Here is a 21,820-nt window from a genome sequence, read left to right as displayed (position 1 = left end):
CACCCAGAGAAACCCCACGCAAGGAGCAACCCATGAGAAGCAGACTCACCGTCACCGCGGGCGTCGTGGCCGTCGCCACGCTCTTGCTCGCAGGCTGCAGCGGCGACGGCGGAGACGCCGCCGACGGCGGCCTCGCGATCGACGTCCCCGATGTGCCGATGCACGAGGAGCTCGGCGACTACGAGGACTCGGTCGACATCGTCGCCTGGAGCGGGTTCGTCGAACCGGAGTGGGCCGACGCCTTCACCGCCGAGACCGGATGCGAGGTCAACCGCCGCGTCGCCGGCACCAGCGACGAGATGGTGCAGCTCATGCGCACGGGCGACTACGACCTCGTCTCGGCCTCGGGGGATGCGAGCCTGCGTCTCATCGCGGGCGGCGACGTGGCGCCCCTGAACCTCGATCTGATCGAGAACTTCGGCGACGACATCGTCGAGGGCATGAAGGGGCAGATCTACGACACCATCAACGGGAAGTCGTACGGCGTGCCGATCGGTCGCGGCGCGAACATCCTGCAGTACAACAGCGAGGTCGTCACAGAGGAGCCCACGAGCTGGTCGGTCGTGTGGGAGAGCGACAGCCCGTACGCGGGGGAGATCATCGCCTACGACGCGCCGATCTACATCGCCGACGCCGCGGTGTACCTCATGGCCCACGAGCCCGACCTCGGCATCACCAACCCGTACGCGCTCGACCAGACGCAGCTGGACGCGGCGATCGCGCTGCTGAAGGAGCAGAACGCGATCGTGTCGGAGTACTGGGCGGACCCCGCCGCGCAGATCACCTCGTTCATCGGCGGGAACTCGGTCGTCGGCACGTCGTGGGAGGTGCTGCGCAAGCTCACGGAGGACGAGAAGTTCAAGAGCGTGCTGCCCGAAGAGGGATCCACGGGCTGGTCGGACGCGTGGATGCTGTCGGCGGAGTCGGACAGCCCGAACTGCGCCTACGCGTGGATGGACTACACGAGCTCGCCCGAGGTCAACGGAGCCATCGCGATGAACTTCGGCATGGCGCCGGCGAACGCCGCATTCTGCGACATCGACGAGGAGACGAGCGCGCACTGCGACTACTTCAACGCTCTCGACGAGGAGTACTTCGACCAGGTGTGGTTCTGGACCACCCCGATCGAGCAGTGCATCGACGGTCGCACGGACGTGCAGTGCACGAACTTCCAGCAGTGGACGGACGCCTGGCTGACCGTCAAGGGATAGCCCCCCCCGGGCGGGCGGAGCCGACGCACGACGGCTCCGCCCGCCCGCGGCCCGACTCACGAACGAAGGGAACGCCCATGGAGCGTCGGAGGCACCTTGCAGGACTCCTCGCCGCGCCGATGCTGTGGCTCGTCGGCATCTACATCTTCTCGCTGGCCATGCTGCTGGTCACCGCGTTCTGGACGACGGATCCGTTCACCTCCAAGGTGAAGCCCGGTTTCACGCTGCGCAACTTCGAGCAGCTGATCGTCAATCCGGCGTACCTGTCGACCGCGGTGCGGACCCTCCTCATCGCCCTCGCGGTGACGGCGTTGTGCATCGCGATCTCGGTGCCGCTCGGGATCTTCATGGCGAAGGTCGCGAGCCCGTGGCTGAGAGCGTCCCTCGCGGTGGCGATCACGCTCCCGCTCTGGGCGGGATATCTGGTGAAGATCCTCGCGATGCGCGTCACGTTCACGGATCAGGGGTTCTTCAACTGGGCTCTCGCGCCCCTCGGGATCACGGGCCCCGGCTTCAGCGTGACGACCGTGATCCTCACGCTCACGTACCTGTGGCTGCCGTACATGGCGGTGCCGGTCTACACCGCGATCCGGCAGCTGCCGACCAACCTCTTCGACGCGGCCGCCGACCTCGGGGCCGGGGCGGGGCGCACGATCCGCACTGTCGTGCTGCCGCTGATCAAGCCCGCGATCATCGCCGGGTCGATCTTCACCTTCTCGCTCAGCCTCGGCGACTACATCGCGGCGAAGTTCGTGGGCGGGTCGACCCAGATGATCGGCAGCATCATCGCGTCCAACATCAACCTCAACCCGCCGATCGCCGCCGCCTTCGCGGTCGTTCCGATCGCGTTCGTCGTCGTGTATCTCATCAGCGTCCAGCGCAGCGGCGCGCTCGAGAGAATGTAGGAACACCATGCTCAGGCTCTCCCGGGGCGCCAGGATCGGCCTGCTGGCCGTCGTCGCTGTCGTGCTCGTCTTCATGTACGTCCCCCTGTTCCTCGTGGTGCTGAACTCGTTCAACTCGGCCCGCATCGCGAGTTGGCCGGTGCGGGGCCTGTCGCTCGACTGGTGGGGGCAGGCGCTGGTCAGCGAGCCGATCCGCGCGGCGCTGCTCAACTCCGTGCTCGTCGGACTCGGCGCGACCGCGGTCGCGCTCGTGCTCGGCACGCTCGTCGCCTTCGCCCTCCAGCGGTTCGCGTTCTTCGGCAAGCAGGCGGTGAACCTGCTCGTGGTCCTGCCGATCGCGCTGCCGGGAGTCGTCACCGGCGTCGCCCTCAACAACACCTACAACCAGATCCTCGAGCCGATCGGCATCCACGTGGGCTACTTCGGCATGGTCATCGCACACGCCACGTTCTGCATCGTGATGGTGTTCAACAACGTGTTCGCGCGTCTGCGCCGGATGACCCCGAGCATCGAGGAGGCCTCGCGGGATCTCGGCGCCACGCCCTGGCAGACCTTCCGGCTGATCACCTTCCCGCAGTTCCGTTCCGCGTTCATCGCCGGCGGGATCCTGGCCTTCGCGCTGTCGTTCGACGAGGTCGTGGTCACGATCTTCACCGCCCCGGCCGGTGTCGACACGCTGCCGCTGTGGATGATGAACCAGATGGCCCGCCCGAACGAGGCCAGCATGGTCAACGTCGTCGCGACCGTCGTCATCCTCTTCTCGCTGCTGCCCGTCTGGGCCTCTCAGCGGCTCGGCCGCGAGGCGGAGGATCGCGACTGAGCGATCCGTGCGACGCGCGAACGGCGACGGCGTGGACGGTGACTTTGTCGGTGCCCGGGCCTAGGGTCACCGCATGAGAACTGTCGAGCACGAGGGATCCCCGCCCGCCGTACATCGAGGCATCGTGCCCGGGTACGTGCTCGCGCGGCTGGCGCGGTCGACGGTGTTCCCGCGGGCCGCGGAGGCGGCCCGGCAGACGTTGATCGCCGGTCGGCCGCCGTTCCGCGCCCGCATCGACCTGTCGATCGACGCGGCGGGCAACCTGATCGCCGAGCTGAGCGACGCGCCGCTGCGCACCGTCAGCGACGCGCAGAACACCGAGCAGCTGCCCGGCGCGGTCGTGCGCGCCGAAGACGACGCACCCGTCGCCGACGTCGCGGTGAACGAGGCGTTCGACGGGCTCGGCGCGACGTTCGAGCTGCTTCTGGCGGCGTTCGCGCGCAACTCGCTGAACGACGCGGGCGCGCCGCTCGAGGCGACGGTGCACTATGGCGTCGACTACGACAACGCGTTCTGGGACGGTCGGCGGATGGTGTTCGGCGACGGAGACGGCGAGGTGTTCCGCGGGTTCACCGGGTCGCTGTCGGTCATCGGCCACGAGCTCGGGCACGGCGTCGTGCAGCACACGGCGGGTCTCGAGTACCAGGGGCAGCCGGGTGCCCTGAACGAGTCCATCGCCGACGTCATCGGTGCGCTCACCGAGCAGTACGCGCGGGGAGAGACGGCGGATGCCGCCAGCTGGCTCATCGGCGAGGACATCCTGACCGACGCCGTGCAGGGGCGGGCGCTGCGCTCGATGATCGAGCCCGGCACCGCGTACGACGACGACGAGCTCGGCAGGGATCCCCAGCCCGGGCACATGCGCGACTTCGTGGTGACCGCGGACGACAACGGGGGAGTGCACATCAACTCCGGCATCCCCAATCGTGCGTTCGCGCTCACCGCCCGCGCGCTCGGCGGCAACGCGTGGAAGCGTGCGGGGCTCGTCTGGTACCGGGCGCTCACCGGGGGACTGACGGCGACGGCGACGTTCGCCGACTTCGCCGCGGCCACGATCGCGGCCGCGGCCGAGCAGTACGGTGGGAACTCGGAGGTGGCCGACGCGGTGCGAGACGCCTGGACGAGCGTCGGCGTGACGGAGGATGAGCGGAACCGAGCGGGCTGAGGGCCGCGTGGTCGTGTCGGTCGTGCGATCGGGCGGGATCGCCGGCCTCCGCCGACGCTGGCGGGCGGCGCCGCCCGAGGCGGAGGCCGCCCGCTGGGTCGCTCTCATCGACCGATGTCCGTGGGACGCGTCCTCCCCGCCGGCGCGCGGCGCCGATCGCTATGTCTGGAGCATCCACGCCCGCACGCCCGATGGTGACTGCCGCCGTGAGCTGACCGACGCGGAGATGCGCGGTGCGTGGCGTGAGCTCGTCGACGCGGTGCGCGCGGCCGAGGCGTGACGCGGAGGTGGGGCAGGAGCGCCCACGTCACCCGGTCGTGCGTTCCGCCCTCGTACGTCCCGCCGGGATGCGGACGATGGCCTGGACGGGTAGATGATCCGACGGCCAGCGTCCGTCGACGCGGCGCGCATTGATGCCTGCTGCTCGCACCGTGATGCCCGGCGTCACCACGATCCAGTCGATGCGGCGGGCGTCTCGCCGCGGGGTGCGGTAGCTGCCGAACGTGCCCCAGGGCGCGGATACGTGCTCGGATGCGGCAGCCCACGCGTCGACGAGCCCGTCGTCGGCGAAGAGCTCGCGCAGCGGCGGAGACCCGGCGTCCGCGTTGAGGTCGCCCGTCACGATCGCCGGGAGAGGCTGGGCGACGACACGGCGACGGATGTGCTCGGCCGACCGCACGCGTGAGCGGCGCGACAGGTGGTCGAAGTGCGTGTTGACGTGCAGGAATCGGGCGCCGGTGGCCAGGTCGCGGAACTCGGCGCTCACCGCGATGCGGGGCGCGAGGTTCCCCCACGACCGCGAGCCGGATGCGCGCGGGGTGTCGGAGAGCGCGTTCTGCTCCCAGGCGAGCAGCTCCAGGCGTCCGGTGTCATAGAGGATGGGGCATCCCTCGCCCTGCCCGTCGCGGTCCCGGCCGTGACCGACGAGCCGGTAGGCCGTCCCGAGCGCGGCGAGGAGCGCCGTCGCCTGGCCGGGCAGCACCTCCTGGGCGCCGAGCACGCTGGGCGTCTCGGCGCGCAGCAGCCGCTGCATCCGAGGTTCGCGTTCGCGCCAGCGGTCGGCAGGACGCACGAGCGGGCCGTCCATCCGGCGACGGATGTTGTAGGTCATCACGTGCAGGTCGGGCGCGAGCGCCGGACCGATCAGTGCGCCGGTCATGTGGTCTTCTTTCGGATGGCGGGCAGCCGTCGCGGCAGCTGGAGATCCCACCGTAGGGGAGAGACGGCGGCGCCGGTCACGCGGCCTCGGCGGCTACGCTCTCGGTGTGCACAGGATCTTCACCACGAGCTTCGCCTCGGTCTACCCGATGTACGTCGCGAAGGCGGAGCGCAAGGGACGCACGAAGGACGAGGTCGACCAGCTGGTGCTCTGGCTGACCGGCTTCGACGAGCAGGAGCTCGAGCGCCATCTCGCTGAGAAGACGACGTTCGAGGAGTTCTTCGCCGAGGCCCCGCTCAATCCGAACGCGTCGCTCATCACCGGCGTGGTCTGCGGGGTGCGCGTGGAGGACGTCGAGGATCCGCTGATGCAGAGGATCCGTTACCTTGACAAGCTCATCGACGAGCTCGCCAAGGGCAAGGCGATGGAGAAGATCCAGCGCAGCGGATAGTGACGCATGTGCGTCCACGGCGCCCCGTCCCGGCCCGAGCGGAGGTCAGCGTCACCTTTCGTCGTCCCCGGCGCGTCTCGGGAAGGACAACCGGGCCCGAAGGCCGTCGCCGTCCCTGGGCGTGAGGACGAGCGTCCCGCCCTGACTGCGCGCGATCGTCTCGACGAGAGCGAGGCCCAGGCCGAGACCGTCGCCGGCGAGCCGACTGTCCTCACCGCGGTGGAACGGCTCGGTCAGCGCGCTCAGGTCGGTGCCGGTGAGGTCGCGCCCGCTGTTGGAGACCTCGATCCACGCGCCGCGTTCATCAGTGCCGGCGTGAACGGTGAGCTCGCCGCCGTCGCGATTGTGGCGGACCGCGTTGTCGACCAGGTTGCCGACGGCGATCCGCACCAGCTCGGGCTCTGCGGCGGCCACCGCCGGCGCTGCGACGGGAGCGATCAGGCGGAGCGAACGCGCCGCGATGTCCCGTTCGTGCCCGTCGAGGGCGGCCGCGGCGACGGCGCTCAGGTCGGCCTCGGGGGCGAGAGGGAGCGCCCCGTCGCGGTGGCGGACCCGGGCGAGGGCGAGCAGCGCGGCGATGAGACGCTCGCTGCGAGCGTTCGCTGCAAGCGCTCCGCGCACGGCCGGTTCCAACTCGGCGGGGACGCGGCCCTGGGTCAGCGGTATCTCCAGGAGCGTGCGCGTCGTGGTGAGCGGGGTGCGCAGCTCATGGGACGCGCCGGTGATGAAGCGGTCCTGCCGGGTGAAGGCCTCGTCGAGGCGGTCGAGCATGCCGTCGATGGTGTCTCCCAGCTCCTTGATCTCGTCGTCGGGGCCGGGCAGGGAGAGACGCCGGTGCAGGTCGTCTCGGGTGATCTCACGCGTGGTCGCGGTGATCCCGGAGATGCGGTCGAGCGACCGGGCGGAGAGCCATCGGGCGGCGAGCACGGCGAGCCCGGCGAAGACGAGGAGGATGATGACCGACCAGATGAGCAGCCCGGAGAGCACCTCCTGGGAGAGCTCGGTGGTCTGCTGGACCACGACGGAGCCCACACCGCCGCCCGTCCCTGTGACGCTGATGTCATCGCCGCTGCCGGTTCCGATGGTGCAGGTCTCGGCGAGCTGGTCGTCGGAGACCGAGCTGTGTCCGCTCTGGTCGGTGGTGCTGAAGCATCCCGTGGTGATGGTGCTGATGCCTTGGGCGAACAGCTGCTGCACGAGGAGGTACTGGACGCCGAGGAGCACGACGCCGCCGGTGATGAACACGCCGGCGATGAGGGCGGCGAGCCGGGCGCGGAATCCCCACCGTCTGCGCGCGGTCATCGGAGGTCGCTGATCCGGTAGCCGTGCCCGGGGGCGCTGTCGATGGGGTCGGGGTGACCGAGCTTGCGACGCAGAGTGTGGACGGCGGCCTTGACGACCCCGCGGCCGCGTTCGTCGGTCTCGGCCCACACGTCGCCGAGCAGGTCGTCCGCGCTGATCCAGCCGCCGCGGGCGGACAGCAGCGACTCGAGCACGCCGTACTCCTTCGGGGTGAGCCGCAGCGGCAGGCCGTCGCGCTCGGCAGCACGGCGCACGGTGTCGATTCGCACGCCGCAGGCCTCGAGGACGGTGCCGGAGCCGTGTCCCGCGCGGCGGGCGAGCGCCCGGAGGCGGGCGAGCAGCTCGACGTAGGCGAACGGCTTGGACAGGTAGTCGTCCGCGCCGAGATCGAGGCCGGCCACCCGGTCGTCCAGGGTGCCGGCGGCGGTGAGCATGAGGATGCGCATCGGGTGTCCCTGCTCCCGCAGCGTGCGACACACGGCATCGCCGGAGAGGACCGGAAGATCGCGGTCGAGGACCATCAGCTCGATGTCGGTGGCCGCGGCGCGGGAGAGGGCGGTGGCGCCGTCGTGGGCGACCTCGACGGCGTAGCCCTCGCGCCGCAGCCCGTCCGCGAGCCCGTCAGCGAGCTCGCGTTCGTCCTCCACCAGCAGCAGCCGCATCCTGCGCCACCTCTCTTCTCTCTTCCGCCTCCAGCATGACCGGTCGTGGTCAAGTCCAGGTCAAGCCGACCATGACCCGCACCGAACCGGTCGAGCGTGACAGTGGCCTCGTGCCCGACGTCCGGGCGGCGCGAGAAGGGATATGGCGATGAGCACGAGCACGATGAAGAACAGGATCGGCGTCGGTGTCGCGGCACTGTTGACGTTGGCCCTGGCCGGCTGCACGACGGTCCCGGCGCCGGATGATGCAGGGGATGAGGAGCCGACGCAGTTCGTCGCCTGCCTGAAGGCCGCCGGAGTGGACGCGAAGATCTCCGATCAGGGCTATGTCGTGGTCAGGATCGCCTCCGAGAGCGTCGACGGAGAGCTCTCGATCGGCAGCGGCTCCGACGACGGGGCGGAGAGCCCGCTGCTGATGATGGGCGAGGCGGACGGCAGCTCGTGGGTCGCTGCGCAGTCCTCGGCGTACTTCGGCGATGATCCGGACACGCAGGACGCCTATGCGGCATGCGAGAGGGAGCATCCGGACTTCGTGCAGCCGGAGTACGACCCCGAGGACGATCCGGCCGTGCGGGAGCAGCAGGAGCGGCAGCGTGCGGCTGCGCTCGAGTTCGCCCGGTGCGCCCGCGACGAGGGCTTCGCCTGGGTGGCAGACCCCGACGCCGCGTCGGGCGCGATCGCCCTGCCTGCGGAGCTGACCGAGGCCGAGTTCCGCGCGGTGCTGACCGCCTGCTGGTCCGAGGACGATCCCGGTCTCGCCTGGTCGTCCCCCGCCGACGAGCTGGGCTTCGACTGGCAGGCCGTGTTGCTGGACGTCATGGGCGGTGGCGGATCGTTCAGCGTCACGCAGGGCGAAGAATGAGCCGGACGGGCGCCCGGCGCGGCCGCGCCGTCTGGGCGTGGGGGTGTGCGGCGGTGCTGATCATCGCGGCCGCCGGAGCGGCCTGGTACCTCCGCCCCGGGGCATCGTGGACCGCCCAGGTGGCGGACGCGGCCGAGCCGGTGACCGCAGCGGTGGAGCTGGCGACTCTGACCAGTCAGGTACGGCTGAACGGTCAGCTCACCTACGGTGACGCGGTGCCGCTGCCCGCTCCGGCAGGTGCGGTCACGGTCCTTCCCGTCGCGGGGCAGGTCGTCGAGCTCGGGCAGCGCGTGTACGAGGCGGACGGCGCCCCGATCGTGCTGCTGCGCGGCGAGCGGCCGTTCTGGCGAGACCTGTCGGTGGATTCCGCCGACGGGGAGGACATCCGCCAGCTCCAGCAGAACCTCGTCGACCTCGGCTTCTACCGCGGCGACATCGACGGCAGCTTCGACCGTCTCACCCGCCAGGCCGTGCGCGACTGGCAGAAGAGCCTCGGGCTCGAGCAGACCGGCGCCTTCACCCCCTCGTCGGTGGTCGTCGCCGATGCAGCCAGCATCCGGATCTCCCAGGTCACCGCCCGGCTCGGGGAGGCAGGCACGAGCCCCGCCACCTACACGGAGACGACACTGCGTGCGACCGCGAAGCTCACCGAGGCGCAGGCACGCGAACTGACGGCAGGCACGCCGGTGGCCGTCGTCCTTCCCGATGGCACCGAGATCGACACCGAAGTGTCGTCGGTCGATCCCGGCGGACGATCCTCGGGCGAAGAGGACGCAGCCACAGCTCCGTCGGCGATCGTCGAGTTCGCCGACCAGTCCCGAGTCGCCCCCGCGGGCACCGCCTCGGTGCGGATCGTGATCCGTGACACGGAGGAACAGCCGGCGACGCTCGTGGTGCCTGTCACTGCGCTGGTCGCGACCGCCGACGGAGGCTACGCCGTCGAGGTCTACGCGGATGGCGAGATCGCCCGGACCTCGGTACAGATCGGGCTGGTCGCGGACGCTCGCGTGCAGGTGCTCGCCAGCGGCGCCGACATCGGCGCCGGTCCGGTGCTCGCCGAGGGCGACCTCGTGGTGCTCGCCCGATGAGCGCTCCGGTGGTCGAGCTGCGGGACGCGGCGAAGACATACCCCGGCCCGCCTCCGGTGACCGTGCTGCACCCGACGACGCTCTCGATCGATGCCGGCGAGCAGGTCGCGGTGGTCGGCCCGTCCGGGTCAGGCAAGAGCACCCTGCTGGCGATCCTCGGCACCCTCGACGATCCGACCGAGGGCAGCGTGCTCGTCGACGGTCATCGGCTCGCCGAGCTGCGCGAACGGGACCGCTCAGCGCTCCGGGCCGGGCGGATCGGCTTCGTGTTCCAGCAGTTCCATCTCCTCCCGACGCTGTCGGCCGTGGAGAACGTCGCGACCGGGCTGCTCTACTCCGGCGTCCGCCACGCCGCGCGGCGCCGACGCTCGGCCGATGCGCTGGCCGCGGTCGGGCTCGCGCGTCGGCTTGACCATCGCCCCGGCGAGCTGTCCGGCGGCGAGCAGCAGCGCGTCGCGATCGCCCGTGCACTCGTGCGCGAGCCCGGCATCCTGTTCGCCGACGAGCCTACGGGCGCGTTGGACACTGCCACCGGCGAGGGCGTCGTCGGCCTTCTGGCCGGTATCGCCGACCGCGGCACGGCCGTGGTCGTGGTCACGCACGACGAGCAGGTGGCCGCCGGGTTCTCGCGTCGTATCCGATTGCGCGACGGCGTCGCGACCGAGCAGCACAGCGCGCATGACCTCGCAGAGAAGGAGCCGATCCGATGACCCGCCGTCGCCTGCACCGCCTGACCGTCGCCGATCTCGTCCGCACAGCCTGGCTCGGCGTCGCCGGCCGCCCTCAGCGCACCGTTCTCGCCGCGCTCGGCATCGCGCTCGGCATCGCCTCCCTCGTCGCCCTGACCGGCGCCTCGGCGTCCAACCGCGCGCAGCTGCTGGCGGAGCTCGATGCGATGGGCGCCGACCTCGCCGTCGTCGCCCCCGGCAGCGGCCCCGACCAGCAGCCGGTCCCGCTGCCCGACACCGCCCCGGAGGGCATCGCCCGGCAGGACGGCGTCGAGCGCATCGGTGTCTTCGAGACCGCCCCCGAGGGGCTCGCCGTCTACCGCACCGACCTCGTGCCCGCGACCGAGACGAACGGTCTGAACGTCGCCGTCGCGCGTCCCGACGTGCTCGCCGCGATCGAGGGCGAGCTGGCCTCCGGCCGGTGGTTCGACGACGCCGCGCGGAACCTGCCCGTGACGGTCCTGGGCGCGACCGCCGCCGAACGACTCGGCGTCGACCGCGCCGGCGACCGCGTGCTGATCGGCGGCGAATGGTACGGCGTGCTCGGTGTCCTCGAATCCGCCGGCCTCGCCACCGACATCGACACCGCCGCGATCCTCGGCGACGCGTGGACGCGCGAGCACTTCGCCGGCGACGCCATCGGCGACATCGCCTCGATCTACGTCCGCGCCGAGCCCGGAGCGATAGGCGCCGTCCGTGACATCCTCGCGGCCGCCGCCAGCCCCGGCTCGCCATACGTCGCCGTGACCAGGCTCTCCGACCTCGCCGAGGCTCGCGCCACCACCGACGACTCCCTGGTGACCCTCGGCATCGCCCTCGCCGGCATCGCCCTGCTCGTCGGCGGCGTCGGCATCGCGAACACGATGGTCGTCACCGTCCTGGAGCGGCGCGGCGAGATCGGCCTGCGCCGAGCGCTCGGTGCGCGGCCCGGCCAGATCGCCGCCCAGTTCATCGCCGAGGCCGTCGTGCTCTCCCTGATCGGCGGACTCGCCGGCGTCGGGATCGGTGCCGTGGCCGCAGCGGTCATGGCGGGCGTCACCGGACAGCCCGTCGTCATCCCGCTCGGAGCCCTCGCCATAGGCCCCGCGCTGTCGCTGCTCGTCGGCGTGGTCGCGGGGCTGCAGCCCGCGACCCGGGCGGCTCGGCTCGCGCCCACCACCGCGCTCCGAAACGTCTGAGCGCACGGCCGGGATATGCTCCGGGCAGACGGAGCCTGCTACCGTCGAACCGTGGGAACGATATGCAGTGCGCCCGTGATGGGGTGCTTCTTCACCGTCCGCGACCGCCGCGCCTGACGGCGCGCTCGCTGTCGCTCGCATAAGCGCGCCGTCCTTCCGAGATGTCATCCGCACCTCGGACGGGCTGTCCTCGTGTATCCACGTCCGCCCTTCCAGGTGCTCCGAATCCCTCCTTGGAGCACGCTCTTGTCTCGTTCTCTGCATGGCGGCCGACATGAACTCGGCCAGAACTTCCTCACCCACCGACCCACGATCGACACGATCATCGCTCTCGTCGCCTCGACGAGAGGACCCGTCCTGGAGCTGGGGGCGGGCGATGGCGCTCTCACTCGGATCCTCGCCGCATCCGGGCGTTCGCTCACCGCGATCGATCTCGACGAGCACAGGGTGCGTCGTCTCGCTCGGGCTCTGCCGGGCGTCCGGGTCGAGCACGCCGACGCGCTGCGCCATCCGATCGCCGTGCCGGTGGTCGTGGGCAACATCCCCTTCCACCTCACGACCCCGATCCTCCGACGTCTCCTGACCGAGTCCCGCTGGGAGCACGCCGTGCTGGTGACCCAGTGGGAAGTAGCGCGCAAACGAGCCGGCGTTGGCGGGCAGACGATGATGACCGCCCAGAGCGCGCCGTGGTTCGAGTTCCGGCTCCACGGCCGCGTGCCCAGCTGGGGGTTCACGCCCCGCCCGAGCGTCGACGGCGGCATCCTCACGATCACGAGAAGGGGCTCGCCCCTGCTGCCTGCGAAGGAGCGTCGTGCGTACGAGGGCTTCGTCCGCGGGGTCTACACCGGCTCAGGGAGAACACTCGACCGGATCGTCCGACGCGTCGCGGGCACCGATGCGACGGTCTCGCGACGCGCCGTCGCCCGGGCCCGCATCCGGCCGGACAGTCTGCCGCGCGACCTGACCGTCGCCCAGTGGGTCTCGCTCTGGCGCTCACTGCGCGACGAGCAAGACCCGTTGTGAGCGCGGGTTGCCCGGTTCCGTCCAGGCCCGCCCCACCCCTGCACCTGGTCAGACGGTGCGCAACGCCGCCATGATCCCGGCCCAACGCACGAGGAAGCGTGGCTCGTCGAGGCGGCGGCGGCGCATCCACGAGGTGACCTCTTCGTTGCACTTGCTCGCGTTGCACGATCGGCAGGCGGGCACGACGTTCTCGAGCGTGTATCGCCCGCCGCGCGAGATGGGCAGCACGCAGTCCTTCTGCAGGGCGGAACCGTCGGCCCCGCAGTACGCGCACGACGCCCACGCGTCGAGGATGCGGAACCACTCGGTGTCGGTCAGGTCGCTGCCGGATGCGGCGACCCGCCGGGTCCGCCGGCGCGCCGCGCGTGCTCTACGGGTCTGAGGGAGCGTCATGTCGCGAGGCTAACCGATCACGGCGCGAATCCGGTCGAGGCACCCCCTGCGGCTTCTACCGAACGTCGGGTCAGCGGCCTGGGTCGTTGACGATCAACGGAGGAGGCGAGATCTCCCCTCTTCCGGGGAGACTTTCGGGTCAGCGGCCGGGGTCGCTGACGATCAACGAAGGAAGCGAAATCTCCCCACTCCCGGGAGACTTTCGCTTCAGATCCAGCCGCGTTCCTGGGCGAGGACCGTCGCCTGCTGCCGGGTCGTCACGGCGAGCTTTCCGAGCGCCGACGAGACGTGGTTGCGGACGGTGCCCGGCGAGAGGTGCAGGGCGGCGGCGATCTGGGCGATCGTCTCGCCGCGCCTGCCCTCGCGCAGTACATCGAGCTCCCTGTCGGTGAGGGGGCTGCGCTCGTCGGCGAGCGCATCCGCGGCGATCTCCGGGTCGACGTGGCGGCGTCCGGAGGCGACCCGTCGGATGATGTCGGCCACCTCCTCGGCACGGCGCGACTTCGGGACGAACCCGTCGACTCCCGCCCGCAGCGCGCGTCGCAGCACCCCGGGGCGGGCATGGCGGGTCACGATGATGCAGCGCGCGGTCGTGACGCGGCGCAATCTCTCCGCCACTTCCACGCCGTCGAGCCCGGGCATCTCCAGATCGAGCAGGCAGACATCGGGGGCGAGGCGCCGTGCCTCCTCGACCGCCTCGGTGCCCGACCGGCATTCCGCGACGATCTCCAGGTCGTTCTCGAGGCGCAGGAGCGACGCCAGCGCCGTGCGGATCATGTCCTCGTCGTCGGCGATCAGGACGCGGATCATGCGGACCCCTGCAGCTGCGCACGCGGGCGGCGGACCGTCGCGGCCGGCAGCGACACCGTGAGCTCGAACGTCTCCGCCTCGCGCCGCACGTACGCCTCTCCGCCGGCGGCTCTGGCCCGTTCCGTCATGACGCCCACCCCCGATCCCCAGGCCACCCCGCCGGCCTCGGCGTCGTCGTTCACGATCCGGTACACCCAGTGGTCCCCGCTCCGCTCGAGCGACAGTCGTGCCCAGCGACCGTCGCCGTGCTTGAGCACGTTCGTCACGCTCTCGCGCACGATCGGTCCGAGCACGTCGGCCGGTGCGTCCGCCGCGTCGGCCTCCATCCGGGCCTGCACGTCGAGACCGGCCGAGCGCAGCAGGTCCGCGGCGTTCTCGAGCTCGTCGGGTAGCGGCACGCCGCGGAACGCCGTGGCCAGATCGCGGGTGCCCTGACGTGCGTCATCGACCGCCGCGCGCGCCCGGGCGATCTCGCTCGCGGCCGCCTCGGGGTCGCGGTCCATCAGCCGCTGGGAGAGCTCCAGCTGCAGCGCGATCACCTGCAGATGATGTCCCTGCAGATCGTGCACGTCGTTCGCGAGGCGCAGGCGCTCCCTCGTCGCGGCGAGCAGGCTCTCCGCCCGGCGCGCTCTGTCGAGCTCGAGCACGATGTCCCACCACCATAGCGACGACGTGACGGCGAAGGGGAGCAGCGTCGCGAAGAACGCGGGCACGAAGAACACCGGTGAACTCGTCGTCGGTGTCGTCCACCAGTGCGTCTCGGCGGCCCAGAGAGCGCCGAGGACGGCGGTCAGTGCGAGAATCACCCGCCAGCGGACGTGGGGAGGCCACGGCCGCACGCCGAGGGCGAGGGCGACGATGCCGACGCCCGCTAACCAGGATCCCATCGCGACGCCGAGCAGCACCGCCGCCGCGGCGGTCGTGCCCAGCCCGATCAGGTCCCGGGGCGGGAGCCGGAGCCCGCCCTCATCACGCGCGCCCAGCGCATCCAGCCGGTACGCGTGCAGAAGCACCACGAGACCGCAGAGCGCGAGTGCCGCGGCCCCGGACGTCAGGACGAGGCGCCATGCCACGTCGTCGAAGCGGACCGGCAGCCAGAGCAGCCACTGCGACATCGACACGATGCCGAGGAACACCACACCCGAGAAGGTGTACCACCAGGTCGCGGTCACGCCGCGAGCGAGGGCGCGCTGACCGACGCGCGGGGCGTCGTCGTCCGCGGGGGCGAGGCGGGGTGTGGTCATCCCTCAACGCTAAGTCAGCCGATGCACGCGCACACCGCTGCCGGCGACGGTCGTGACATTCGTCACGGGTGGGATGTCGCATCCTCCCGATCGGTCGTGACACGGCGGCACTGCCGGCCGGGGAGCGTCCCCGATGGGATGGAGTCACAGCCGCTCACCTGCGGACCCGCTACCGAAAGGCCCACGATGAACCCCATCGAAGAACTCGTTCTCGGCTTTCAGGATCTCGTCGCGCAGCTTCCGGAGTGGCTGCAGCCGCTGATCGTGGCTCTGGCGGGCGCCGTGCCGTTCATCGAGGGGGAGGGCGGCGCCGTCATCGGCATCGTCGGCGGTCTGAATCCGGTCGTCGCGGCCGTCTCGGCAGCAGCGGGCAATCTCGTCGCCGTCGCGATCGTCGTGCTGCTCGGGGCGCGGATCCGTGCCGCGGTGACCGGCAGGCGGGAGCCCAGACCGCGTTCGGCGCGGAGGGAGAAGTTCCAGAAGGCGTTCCACCGCTACGGTGTGGCCGGAGTGAGCCTGCTCGGGCCGCTCCTGCTGCCGACGCATTTCACCGCGGCCGCGCTGGCCGGCTCGGGTGTGCCGAAGGGGCGCGTGCTGGCATGGCAGGCGGTGGCGATCGCGCTGTGGACGACACTGCTGACCCTCATCGTCACCGGCGTGATCGCCATCGCGCTCTGATGTCCTCGCGGCGCGCTTCGTCCGCGGCCGCGGCGCGAGGAGCGGTCGTCGGGCGCCTCCGGCGGCGTGGACATGACGTCGCCTCGTAGGCTGAAGACGTGCCGCACGCCGCCCCCTCCCCGCTCGCGTCGTGGCGGTTCACCGGTGTCCTCCGTCGCTATCAGGCGGACGTGCTCGAGCGCGTCGACGTGCACGGCGGCGCTGCGCTCCACATCGTCGCGCCACCGGGGTCCGGCAAGACCATCCTCGGCCTCCTGCTCGCCGCGCGTCGCGGCCACCGCACGGTCGTGCTCGCCCCGACCGTCACCATCCGGGAGCAGTGGACGCGGGCGGCGGGATCCCTCGCGGCCGACCCCGGCGCGGTCTCGGAGGATCCTGAGCATCCGGGTGATCTCACCGCCCTGACCTACCAGGCGGTGAGCGTGCTCGACTCGTCCAATCCGTTCGCGGGGCTCGCCCACGCGCGTTGGTGCGACGAGCTCGAGGCAGACGGACGCTCGCCCGAGATCGCCGCCCGATGGCTCGACGACCTTCGGGCCGGCAACGCGCAGGCGTACCGCAAAGGCATCGCCCGACGCTCGCGCACGTTGCGGCGGCAGCTCGTGCGGGAGGATCCCGATGTGCTGGCCACCGCGCTGCATCCGAACGCCCTGGCGCTCATCGACAGGCTCGTCGCGCACGACGTCGACACGATCGTGCTCGACGAGTGCCACCACCTGCTCGACCACTGGGCGCTCGTCGTCGCGACCCTCGTCACCCGGCTGCAGGCTGCGGGGCGTGAGCCGCTGCTCATCGGGCTCACCGCCACGCTGCCCTCGCCCGACGATGCCGACGAGTACGACAACTACACGTCGTTGCTCGGCGACGTCGACTACGAGGTGCCGGTGCCCGCCGTCGTGCGCGAAGGCAACCTCGCGCCGTACCGCGACCTCGTGCGCTTCGCCGAGCCCACCCGCGAGGAGCTCGCGTTCCTCGCCGCGCACGCGGAGGGCCTCGCCGCGCTGCTGCGCACGACCTTCGCCGGCGACACAGGCCTGGCCCATCTCATCGAGACGCTGCAACCCGAACCCGAACCCGCGCCTTCGCAGCTTCGACCACCGGCGCCCGAGACCGATGAGACTGACGCACGTCTCGCCGCGGCGTTCGCCGACGACTTCGCCGCATCCGAGGCGGCCGCGGCCATGCTCGCGACCGTGGCGCCGCGGCATCCGCTCGTCGCATGTCTGCCCGATGCGGCGCTCCGGGCGCCGACGAGCGACGAGTCGCTGCGCCTGCTCGCCCGCTTCGCGCTCGACCGCGTGCTGCCCGATCCGACGCTCGAACCGCTGTGGGAGCGTATCCGCCGCACCCTCGCCGACTTCGGCTACACGCTCACCGACCGCGGCGTGCGCCGCACCCGCGACCCCGTCGACACGATGCTCGCGTCGTCGCTCGCGAAGGACTACGCGGCCTGCGACATCCTGCGCCTCGAACGCACCGCACTCGGCGACGGTCGCCTGCGCGCGCTCGTCGTCACCGACTTCGCCGAGCACGGCAACAAGCACGGCGGGCTCGTCGGCACGGCCGGAGCCCTGCGCACCTTCGGCGTCGTCGCGGCGGACGCATCGACCGCGAGCCTGCGCTCCATGCTCGTCACCGGCAGCCGCACGCGCGTCGCGACCCGCGACGCCGAGGCGCTCGTGCGCGCACTCGGCGACCTGCTCGGCGTCCCCGTCGCTGCGGCCCCGCTCCTGGACGCGCCGCAGGTGAGCGAGGTGCACGCGCCCGGGGTGGCCGCTGCCTCGATCGTCCGCGCCGCATCCGAGCTTCTGACGCGCGGCGACCTGCAGGTCGTCGTCGGCACCCGCGGGCTCTTCGGCGAAGGATGGGACTGCCCCGCCGTCAACACGCTCATCGACCTCACGGCGGTCGCCACGGCCTCGGCGACGCAGCAGCTGCGCGGGCGCACTCTGCGCCTGGACCCCGCTTGGCCCGGAAAGGTCGCCCACAACTGGACGGTCACAGCTCTGCTGCCGCCCGCGTTCCCCCTCGAGGCGGCGCCGGATGCGGCACGCTTGCGCCGCAAGCACGCCCGGCTCTGGGGGCTCGACGCCGACGATCCGACGCGCGTGGTGCGCGGCCTGACGAGCGCCCTGGACGCTGCGCAGCGGGCGGGACTGCGCGCGAACGAGCGGAAGGCTCGGGCGGGCTCCGTCGAGGCGCTCAACGACCTGCGCGCGCTGCCGCCGCGCGCCGAGACCCGCGCGGACTGGCGCATCGGGGAGGAGTACGTCGATCGAGAGGGCGTGAGCGCCGTCGTGTCGCGCGGGGTCTCGGCGCCGCTCTTCCGCACGAGCCGGCCGGCCGCCCGCGCGCTCGGCGGCGCGCTCGGGGGAACGGCGGCGGTCGTGGCCGGCGGAACCGCGCTCGCGTCGCTCGCGGGGCGCGAGGTCGGCATCGGCGTGGGGGCGGTGCTGCTCGCTCTCGCTGCGTGGACCGGCATCCCCCTCGCCGTCGGGTGGTACCGGGCGCGCGCCGAGACCGTGGGCAGCGCAGAGACGCTCCGGCGCATCGCGATGGTCGTGTGGTCGTCGCTGCGGCGGGCGGGGCGCGTAGCCGACCGATCGGTCGCGCCGGTGGTCACGGAAGGTGTCGTGCACGACGGCGTCATGCCGGTGACCGTGGCGGTGCCGGATGCGGCGATGCCCGATCAGCGCACGTTCGCCGAGGCGCTCGGAGAGCTCTGGGGGCCCGTGCGCACGCCGCGCCACCTGCTCGAGACCGGGCGCGGCGGGCGGTCGCCCGTGGTGCGCGCCGTGCTGCGGATGGGCGGGCGGATGTCCGCGGAGCGGCAGTTCCTTCCGGTGCCGACAGCGATCGGACGGCGACGCGACGACGCCGAGGCGTTCGCCGCGGAATGGGCGCGACTCGTGGGCGCGTGCACCCTGCACACGATGGATCGTCCCGATCGTCTGGCGCTGATGGCCGAGGCCCGGCGGGGCGGGGGAGACGAGGCCGGGCCGGTCGCCGCGCTCGCTCGGGAGGAGTGGCGGTAGGTCGGAAACGTCGACGTGGTCGGTCTTCGACGGGCGGATGGGTCGCCAGTCGTCGGATCCGTGGGGCGGAAGTTGCGACGTGAGGCGGGTGAGGCGCCGTGTCCATGTCCGGTCCGACGACCGGGGGTGGGGAGCTCGACTCCGAGGTGTCGTGCCGGTGGACGCGCCCTTCTGCGGCGCTGCGCCCTGAGGCGCCGTACCGACGCTCGCCGGGCTTAGCCTGGACGGGTGTCCGTCGACCCCGCCCCGCTGAACGCGCGGGCGCAGCTCTTCGCACTCGCGGAGACCGCCGCATCCGGCGACGGCCCGCCCGTGTTCGCGTCGTTCAGCGGCTTCGTCGTGCCGGCGGACTCGCGCCCGGCCGCGGTGCTGATGCTGTTCGGCGTGCTCGACGCGTACCCGAGCACCCATGACGCCGCTGCCGACGCCGTGTCGCGGGATCTCGACGTGCTGCTGCTCGCTCGGGCATCGACGCTGCGGGCGCACGCCGGACAGGTGGCCTTCCCCGGCGGACGCATCGATCCGGGCGACGACGACACCGTCGCCGCAGCGCTCCGCGAGGCGCAGGAGGAGACCGGTCTCGACCCGGCCGGCGTCGAGGTGCTCGGCCCGCTCGAGACCGTTCCGCTCGTGTTCTCACGACACATGGTCACACCCGTGCTCGCGTGGTGGCGGCATCCCTCGCCCGTGCGCGTGGTCGACGAGGCCGAGTCCGCCGACGTGTTCCGCGCACCCGTCGCCGATCTGCTCGACCCCGCCAACCGCGGCACCACGGTGATCCGTCGAGACGGGCGGGAGTTGCGCGGACCCGGATTCCTCGTGCGCCACGCGACCGGCACGCATCTCGTATGGGGCTTCACCGGAATGCTGCTCGACGAGCTCTTCACCCGCCTCGGCTGGGGCGAGCCGTGGGACGAAGGCCGCGAGATCCCGATCCCGTAGCGAGGTCCGCGCAGAAGCCCCGCGGTGGCTGACGCCCGTATCCTCTCGACCGACGACGACCTGGTGGACGCCCTCGCGCCCCTGCTCGGCCAGGCGATCCGTCGTCAGCTGTGGCTGTTCTTCCTCGACGAGAACGACGGCATCACCGACCCGATCATGCCGTGCGACGACTTTCCCGCCGATCCGTACGAGCCGATCCAGACCGTCGACATCGGTGCGCAGGGCTTCGCCCATGTGATGGCGGAGCGCGTCCGCCATCTGCAGAGCGAGTTCGATCTGGCGACCCTCATGATCGTGTGGGAACGCGTCGGATCCCGACGGTTCGCGGGGAAGGACCTCGCCAGGGCACGGGCGATGGCGGAGTCGTGCGCGACCGTCGGTGTGCCGCTGCGCGCTCAGCTCCTGCTGCACGACGACGGCCTGCGCCTCATCACGCCCGACGACATCGGCGAACTGACGATCCGGCGGCGGAGCGCGTGACGTCGGACGGGCGCGGCGCTGGGCACGGCCCGCGCCCGTCACACGTTCGTGTCTGCTCATGACCGGTCTCTCGGCACACGGCACTCCCGTCCATAGGCTGGAGGGGTGACAGTCTCGATCGTCGATCTCCTCCGAGACCGCATCCCGCCGCAACAGGTGATCGAGGATCCCGCCGTGCTCACCGCGCATGCGACCGACGCCTCGCGCGCGCCGGCCGCTCGCGCGGCCGTGCTCGCACGCCCCGCCTCGACGGCCGAGGTCGCGGCGGTCGTGCAGGTCGCCGCGAGCGCCGGCATCCCGATCGTGCCGCAGGGCGGCCGGAGCGGTCTGGTCGGCGGCTCGGCCGCCATCGACGGCGCGATCCTGCTCGACCTGACCGGCCTCGACCGCATCCTGTCGATCGACTCCGTCGATCGGGTCGCCGTCGTGCAGCCCGGAGTGATCGTCGCCGACCTGCAACGCGCCGTCGCCGAGCACGGCCTGTTCTACGCGCCCGACCCGGCTTCCGCGGATCGCGCCACGATCGGCGGCACCATCGGGACGAACGCGGGCGGGATGCGCTGCATCAAGTACGGCGTCACACGCGATGCGGTGCGCAGCCTCGAGGTGGTCCTCGCCGACGGCACGGTCGAGCGGACCCGCCCCGCCACCGTGAAAGGGGTCGCCGGTCTCGACCTGACGAGCCTCATCGTCGGATCGGAGGGCACCCTCGCCGTCGTCACGGAGGCGACTCTCGCACTGCATCCTGCGCCCGGCCCGAGCCGGGGCGTCTGCGCGACGTTCCCTGATGCGGCGTCCGCGTTCGAGGCCGCCAACACGATCGCGACCGGAGAACGACTGCCGTCCGCGCTCGAGTTCCTCGATGAGGTAGCCCTCCGCGGCGTGCGCATCATACGTCCCGACCTCGGCATCCCCGAGGACGCCCGGGCCTGGCTCCTCGTCGTCACCGACGCGCATGTCGGCGGCAGCGCGGACCTCGACCACTTCGAAGCGGCGGTCCGCGAGCACGGTGCCCTGACGATAGCCCGCGCCGAGCATCCCGCGGCTCTGGACGAGCTCTTCGCCGCCCGACGGTCGCTGAACGCCGCGCTCATCGCGGTCCGTAGCGGCACGACGCACGGCGACCTCGCAGTACCGCGTTCTCAGCTGCCCGCGTTCGCGGTCGGCGCGGAACGCATCCGCGAACGGCTCGGCGTCGAAATCAGCCTCGCCGGACACGTCGGCGACGGCAACCTGCATCCGACCGTGGTGTTCGACGGCGACGACCAGCTCGCCGTCGAGGCCGCGCACCGCGCCGAACGGGAACTGCTCGAGCTCGCCCAGCAGCTCGGCGGCACGATCGCCGGCGAGCACGGCATCGGCACCGTGAAGCTCGACGGACTCGTCGGCGAGTCGAGCCCCCGCATCCGCGACCTGCAGAGGCGGATCAAGGCGGTGTTCGACCCGCACGGGATCCTCAACCCGGGCCGCAAGATCTGAGCGAAGGCCTCCGCTCTCGGTCCCTGAGCGAGGAGCGAAGCTCCGAGACGAAGGGCAGCGACCGGATTCCCCCCCACCGATCGCCCCGAAGGGGTCCTGCAACGCCGACCCCGACATCGGGGGCCATGACGACACTTCGGATCGAGCGGCGCATCCCCTGCCCTTTCCATTGTACGGCTGTCTCTTATACCCATCTCCGAGCCCA

22 protein-coding genes are annotated in these 21,820 nt (G+C 71.6%); 16 read left to right on the top strand and 6 right to left on the bottom strand.

What is annotated here, in order from left to right:
* Positions 1–32: 32 nt before the first annotated feature.
* The 5 genes from GVL03_RS16940 to GVL03_RS16920 all read left to right on the top strand — a co-directional run bounded on the left by GVL03_RS16940 (position 33) and on the right by GVL03_RS16920 (position 4,381).
* On the top strand, positions 33–1,211 hold the full coding sequence (locus GVL03_RS16940) for an extracellular solute-binding protein (RefSeq protein ID WP_159502189.1): 1,179 nt from the start codon (positions 33–35) through the stop codon (positions 1,209–1,211).
* A 77-nt stretch (positions 1,212–1,288) separates the two neighbouring features.
* The gene (locus GVL03_RS16935) at positions 1,289–2,116 is read left to right on the top strand and encodes an ABC transporter permease (protein WP_159502188.1); all 828 of its coding nucleotides are present in this window, start codon (positions 1,289–1,291) and stop codon (positions 2,114–2,116) included.
* A gap of 7 nt (positions 2,117–2,123) precedes the next feature.
* A complete protein-coding gene (locus GVL03_RS16930) occupies positions 2,124–2,936 on the top strand; it encodes an ABC transporter permease (RefSeq protein WP_159502187.1) in 813 nt (270 codons plus the stop codon).
* A gap of 73 nt (positions 2,937–3,009) precedes the next feature.
* Complete coding sequence (locus GVL03_RS16925) at positions 3,010–4,101, top strand: M4 family metallopeptidase (RefSeq protein WP_159502186.1); 1,092 nt, start codon at positions 3,010–3,012, stop codon at positions 4,099–4,101.
* Complete coding sequence (locus tag GVL03_RS16920) at positions 4,079–4,381, top strand: protealysin inhibitor emfourin (protein ID WP_159502185.1); 303 nt, start codon at positions 4,079–4,081, stop codon at positions 4,379–4,381. Before GVL03_RS16925 ends, GVL03_RS16920 begins: the two co-directional genes overlap by 23 nt.
* Before the next feature lie 27 nt (positions 4,382–4,408).
* Here the strand turns inward: GVL03_RS16920 and GVL03_RS16915 are convergent, their stop codons facing one another.
* The gene (locus GVL03_RS16915) at positions 4,409–5,260 is read right to left on the bottom strand and encodes an endonuclease/exonuclease/phosphatase family protein (RefSeq protein ID WP_159502184.1); all 852 of its coding nucleotides are present in this window, start codon (positions 5,258–5,260) and stop codon (positions 4,409–4,411) included.
* Between the two features lie 106 nt (positions 5,261–5,366).
* On the opposite strand from GVL03_RS16915, the gene GVL03_RS16910 reads away from it, so the two are divergent.
* On the top strand, positions 5,367–5,711 hold the full coding sequence (locus tag GVL03_RS16910; RefSeq protein ID WP_159502183.1) for a DUF2200 domain-containing protein: 345 nt from the start codon (positions 5,367–5,369) through the stop codon (positions 5,709–5,711).
* A gap of 51 nt (positions 5,712–5,762) precedes the next feature.
* Here GVL03_RS16910 and GVL03_RS16905 read toward each other — a convergent pair whose 3' ends face one another.
* Positions 5,763–7,013: an ATP-binding protein gene (locus GVL03_RS16905; protein WP_159502182.1), complete on the bottom strand. Its 1,251-nt coding sequence runs from the start codon at positions 7,011–7,013 to the stop codon at positions 5,763–5,765.
* Positions 7,010–7,675 carry a response regulator transcription factor gene (locus tag GVL03_RS16900; protein WP_159502181.1) on the bottom strand — a complete coding sequence of 222 codons (666 nt, stop codon included), beginning with the start codon at positions 7,673–7,675 and terminating at the stop codon, positions 7,010–7,012. The genes GVL03_RS16905 and GVL03_RS16900 overlap by 4 nt, the downstream gene beginning before the upstream one ends.
* A 148-nt stretch (positions 7,676–7,823) precedes the next feature.
* Here GVL03_RS16900 and GVL03_RS16895 point away from each other — a divergent pair, with 148 nt between their 5' ends.
* The 5 genes from GVL03_RS16895 to erm all read left to right on the top strand — a co-directional run bounded on the left by GVL03_RS16895 (position 7,824) and on the right by erm (position 12,554).
* Positions 7,824–8,537, top strand: coding sequence for a hypothetical protein (locus GVL03_RS16895; RefSeq protein WP_159502180.1), 714 nt, complete (start codon positions 7,824–7,826; stop codon positions 8,535–8,537).
* On the top strand, positions 8,534–9,625 hold the full coding sequence (locus tag GVL03_RS16890; RefSeq protein ID WP_159502179.1) for a peptidoglycan-binding domain-containing protein: 1,092 nt from the start codon (positions 8,534–8,536) through the stop codon (positions 9,623–9,625). The genes GVL03_RS16895 and GVL03_RS16890 overlap by 4 nt, the downstream gene beginning before the upstream one ends.
* Complete coding sequence (locus GVL03_RS16885; RefSeq protein ID WP_159502178.1) at positions 9,622–10,335, top strand: ABC transporter ATP-binding protein; 714 nt, start codon at positions 9,622–9,624, stop codon at positions 10,333–10,335. The genes GVL03_RS16890 and GVL03_RS16885 overlap by 4 nt, the downstream gene beginning before the upstream one ends.
* A complete protein-coding gene (locus tag GVL03_RS16880) occupies positions 10,332–11,531 on the top strand; it encodes an ABC transporter permease (RefSeq protein ID WP_159502177.1) in 1,200 nt (399 codons plus the stop codon). The genes GVL03_RS16885 and GVL03_RS16880 overlap by 4 nt, the downstream gene beginning before the upstream one ends.
* Positions 11,532–11,777: 246 nt before the next feature.
* On the top strand, positions 11,778–12,554 hold the full coding sequence (gene erm, locus GVL03_RS16875; RefSeq protein ID WP_159502176.1) for a 23S ribosomal RNA methyltransferase Erm: 777 nt from the start codon (positions 11,778–11,780) through the stop codon (positions 12,552–12,554).
* A 48-nt stretch (positions 12,555–12,602) separates the two neighbouring features.
* On the opposite strand, the gene GVL03_RS16870 is transcribed toward erm, so the two are convergent.
* From GVL03_RS16870 to GVL03_RS16860, 3 genes are all read right to left on the bottom strand, one after another.
* Complete coding sequence (locus GVL03_RS16870) at positions 12,603–12,947, bottom strand: HNH endonuclease (protein WP_159502175.1); 345 nt, start codon at positions 12,945–12,947, stop codon at positions 12,603–12,605.
* Between the two features lie 207 nt (positions 12,948–13,154).
* Complete coding sequence (locus GVL03_RS16865; protein ID WP_159502174.1) at positions 13,155–13,757, bottom strand: DNA-binding response regulator; 603 nt, start codon at positions 13,755–13,757, stop codon at positions 13,155–13,157.
* Positions 13,754–15,001, bottom strand: a complete 1,248-nt coding sequence (locus GVL03_RS16860; protein ID WP_159502173.1) for a sensor histidine kinase — start codon at positions 14,999–15,001, stop codon at positions 13,754–13,756. Before GVL03_RS16860 ends, GVL03_RS16865 begins: the two co-directional genes overlap by 4 nt.
* A 186-nt stretch (positions 15,002–15,187) precedes the next feature.
* Here GVL03_RS16860 and GVL03_RS16855 point away from each other — a divergent pair, with 186 nt between their 5' ends.
* The 5 genes from GVL03_RS16855 to GVL03_RS16835 all read left to right on the top strand — a co-directional run bounded on the left by GVL03_RS16855 (position 15,188) and on the right by GVL03_RS16835 (position 21,615).
* Positions 15,188–15,679, top strand: coding sequence for a small multidrug efflux protein (locus GVL03_RS16855; protein WP_159502172.1), 492 nt, complete (start codon positions 15,188–15,190; stop codon positions 15,677–15,679).
* Positions 15,680–15,777: 98 nt separating this feature from the next.
* Positions 15,778–18,714: a DEAD/DEAH box helicase family protein gene (locus GVL03_RS16850; RefSeq protein ID WP_159502171.1), complete on the top strand. Its 2,937-nt coding sequence runs from the start codon at positions 15,778–15,780 to the stop codon at positions 18,712–18,714.
* Between the two features lie 228 nt (positions 18,715–18,942).
* Complete coding sequence (locus GVL03_RS16845; RefSeq protein WP_373683850.1) at positions 18,943–19,656, top strand: CoA pyrophosphatase; 714 nt, start codon at positions 18,943–18,945, stop codon at positions 19,654–19,656.
* Between the two features lie 24 nt (positions 19,657–19,680).
* On the top strand, positions 19,681–20,136 hold the full coding sequence (locus tag GVL03_RS16840) for a hypothetical protein (RefSeq protein ID WP_159502170.1): 456 nt from the start codon (positions 19,681–19,683) through the stop codon (positions 20,134–20,136).
* Between the two features lie 105 nt (positions 20,137–20,241).
* Positions 20,242–21,615, top strand: a complete 1,374-nt coding sequence (locus tag GVL03_RS16835; RefSeq protein ID WP_159502169.1) for an FAD-binding oxidoreductase — start codon at positions 20,242–20,244, stop codon at positions 21,613–21,615.
* The last annotated feature ends 205 nt before the right edge of the window (positions 21,616–21,820 follow it).

The sequence above is a fragment of the Microbacterium sp. 18062 genome (genome assembly GCF_902706225.1).
Taxonomy (GTDB): domain Bacteria; phylum Actinomycetota; class Actinomycetes; order Actinomycetales; family Microbacteriaceae; genus Microbacterium.
This window is presented reverse-complemented; position numbering and strand designations above follow the sequence as displayed.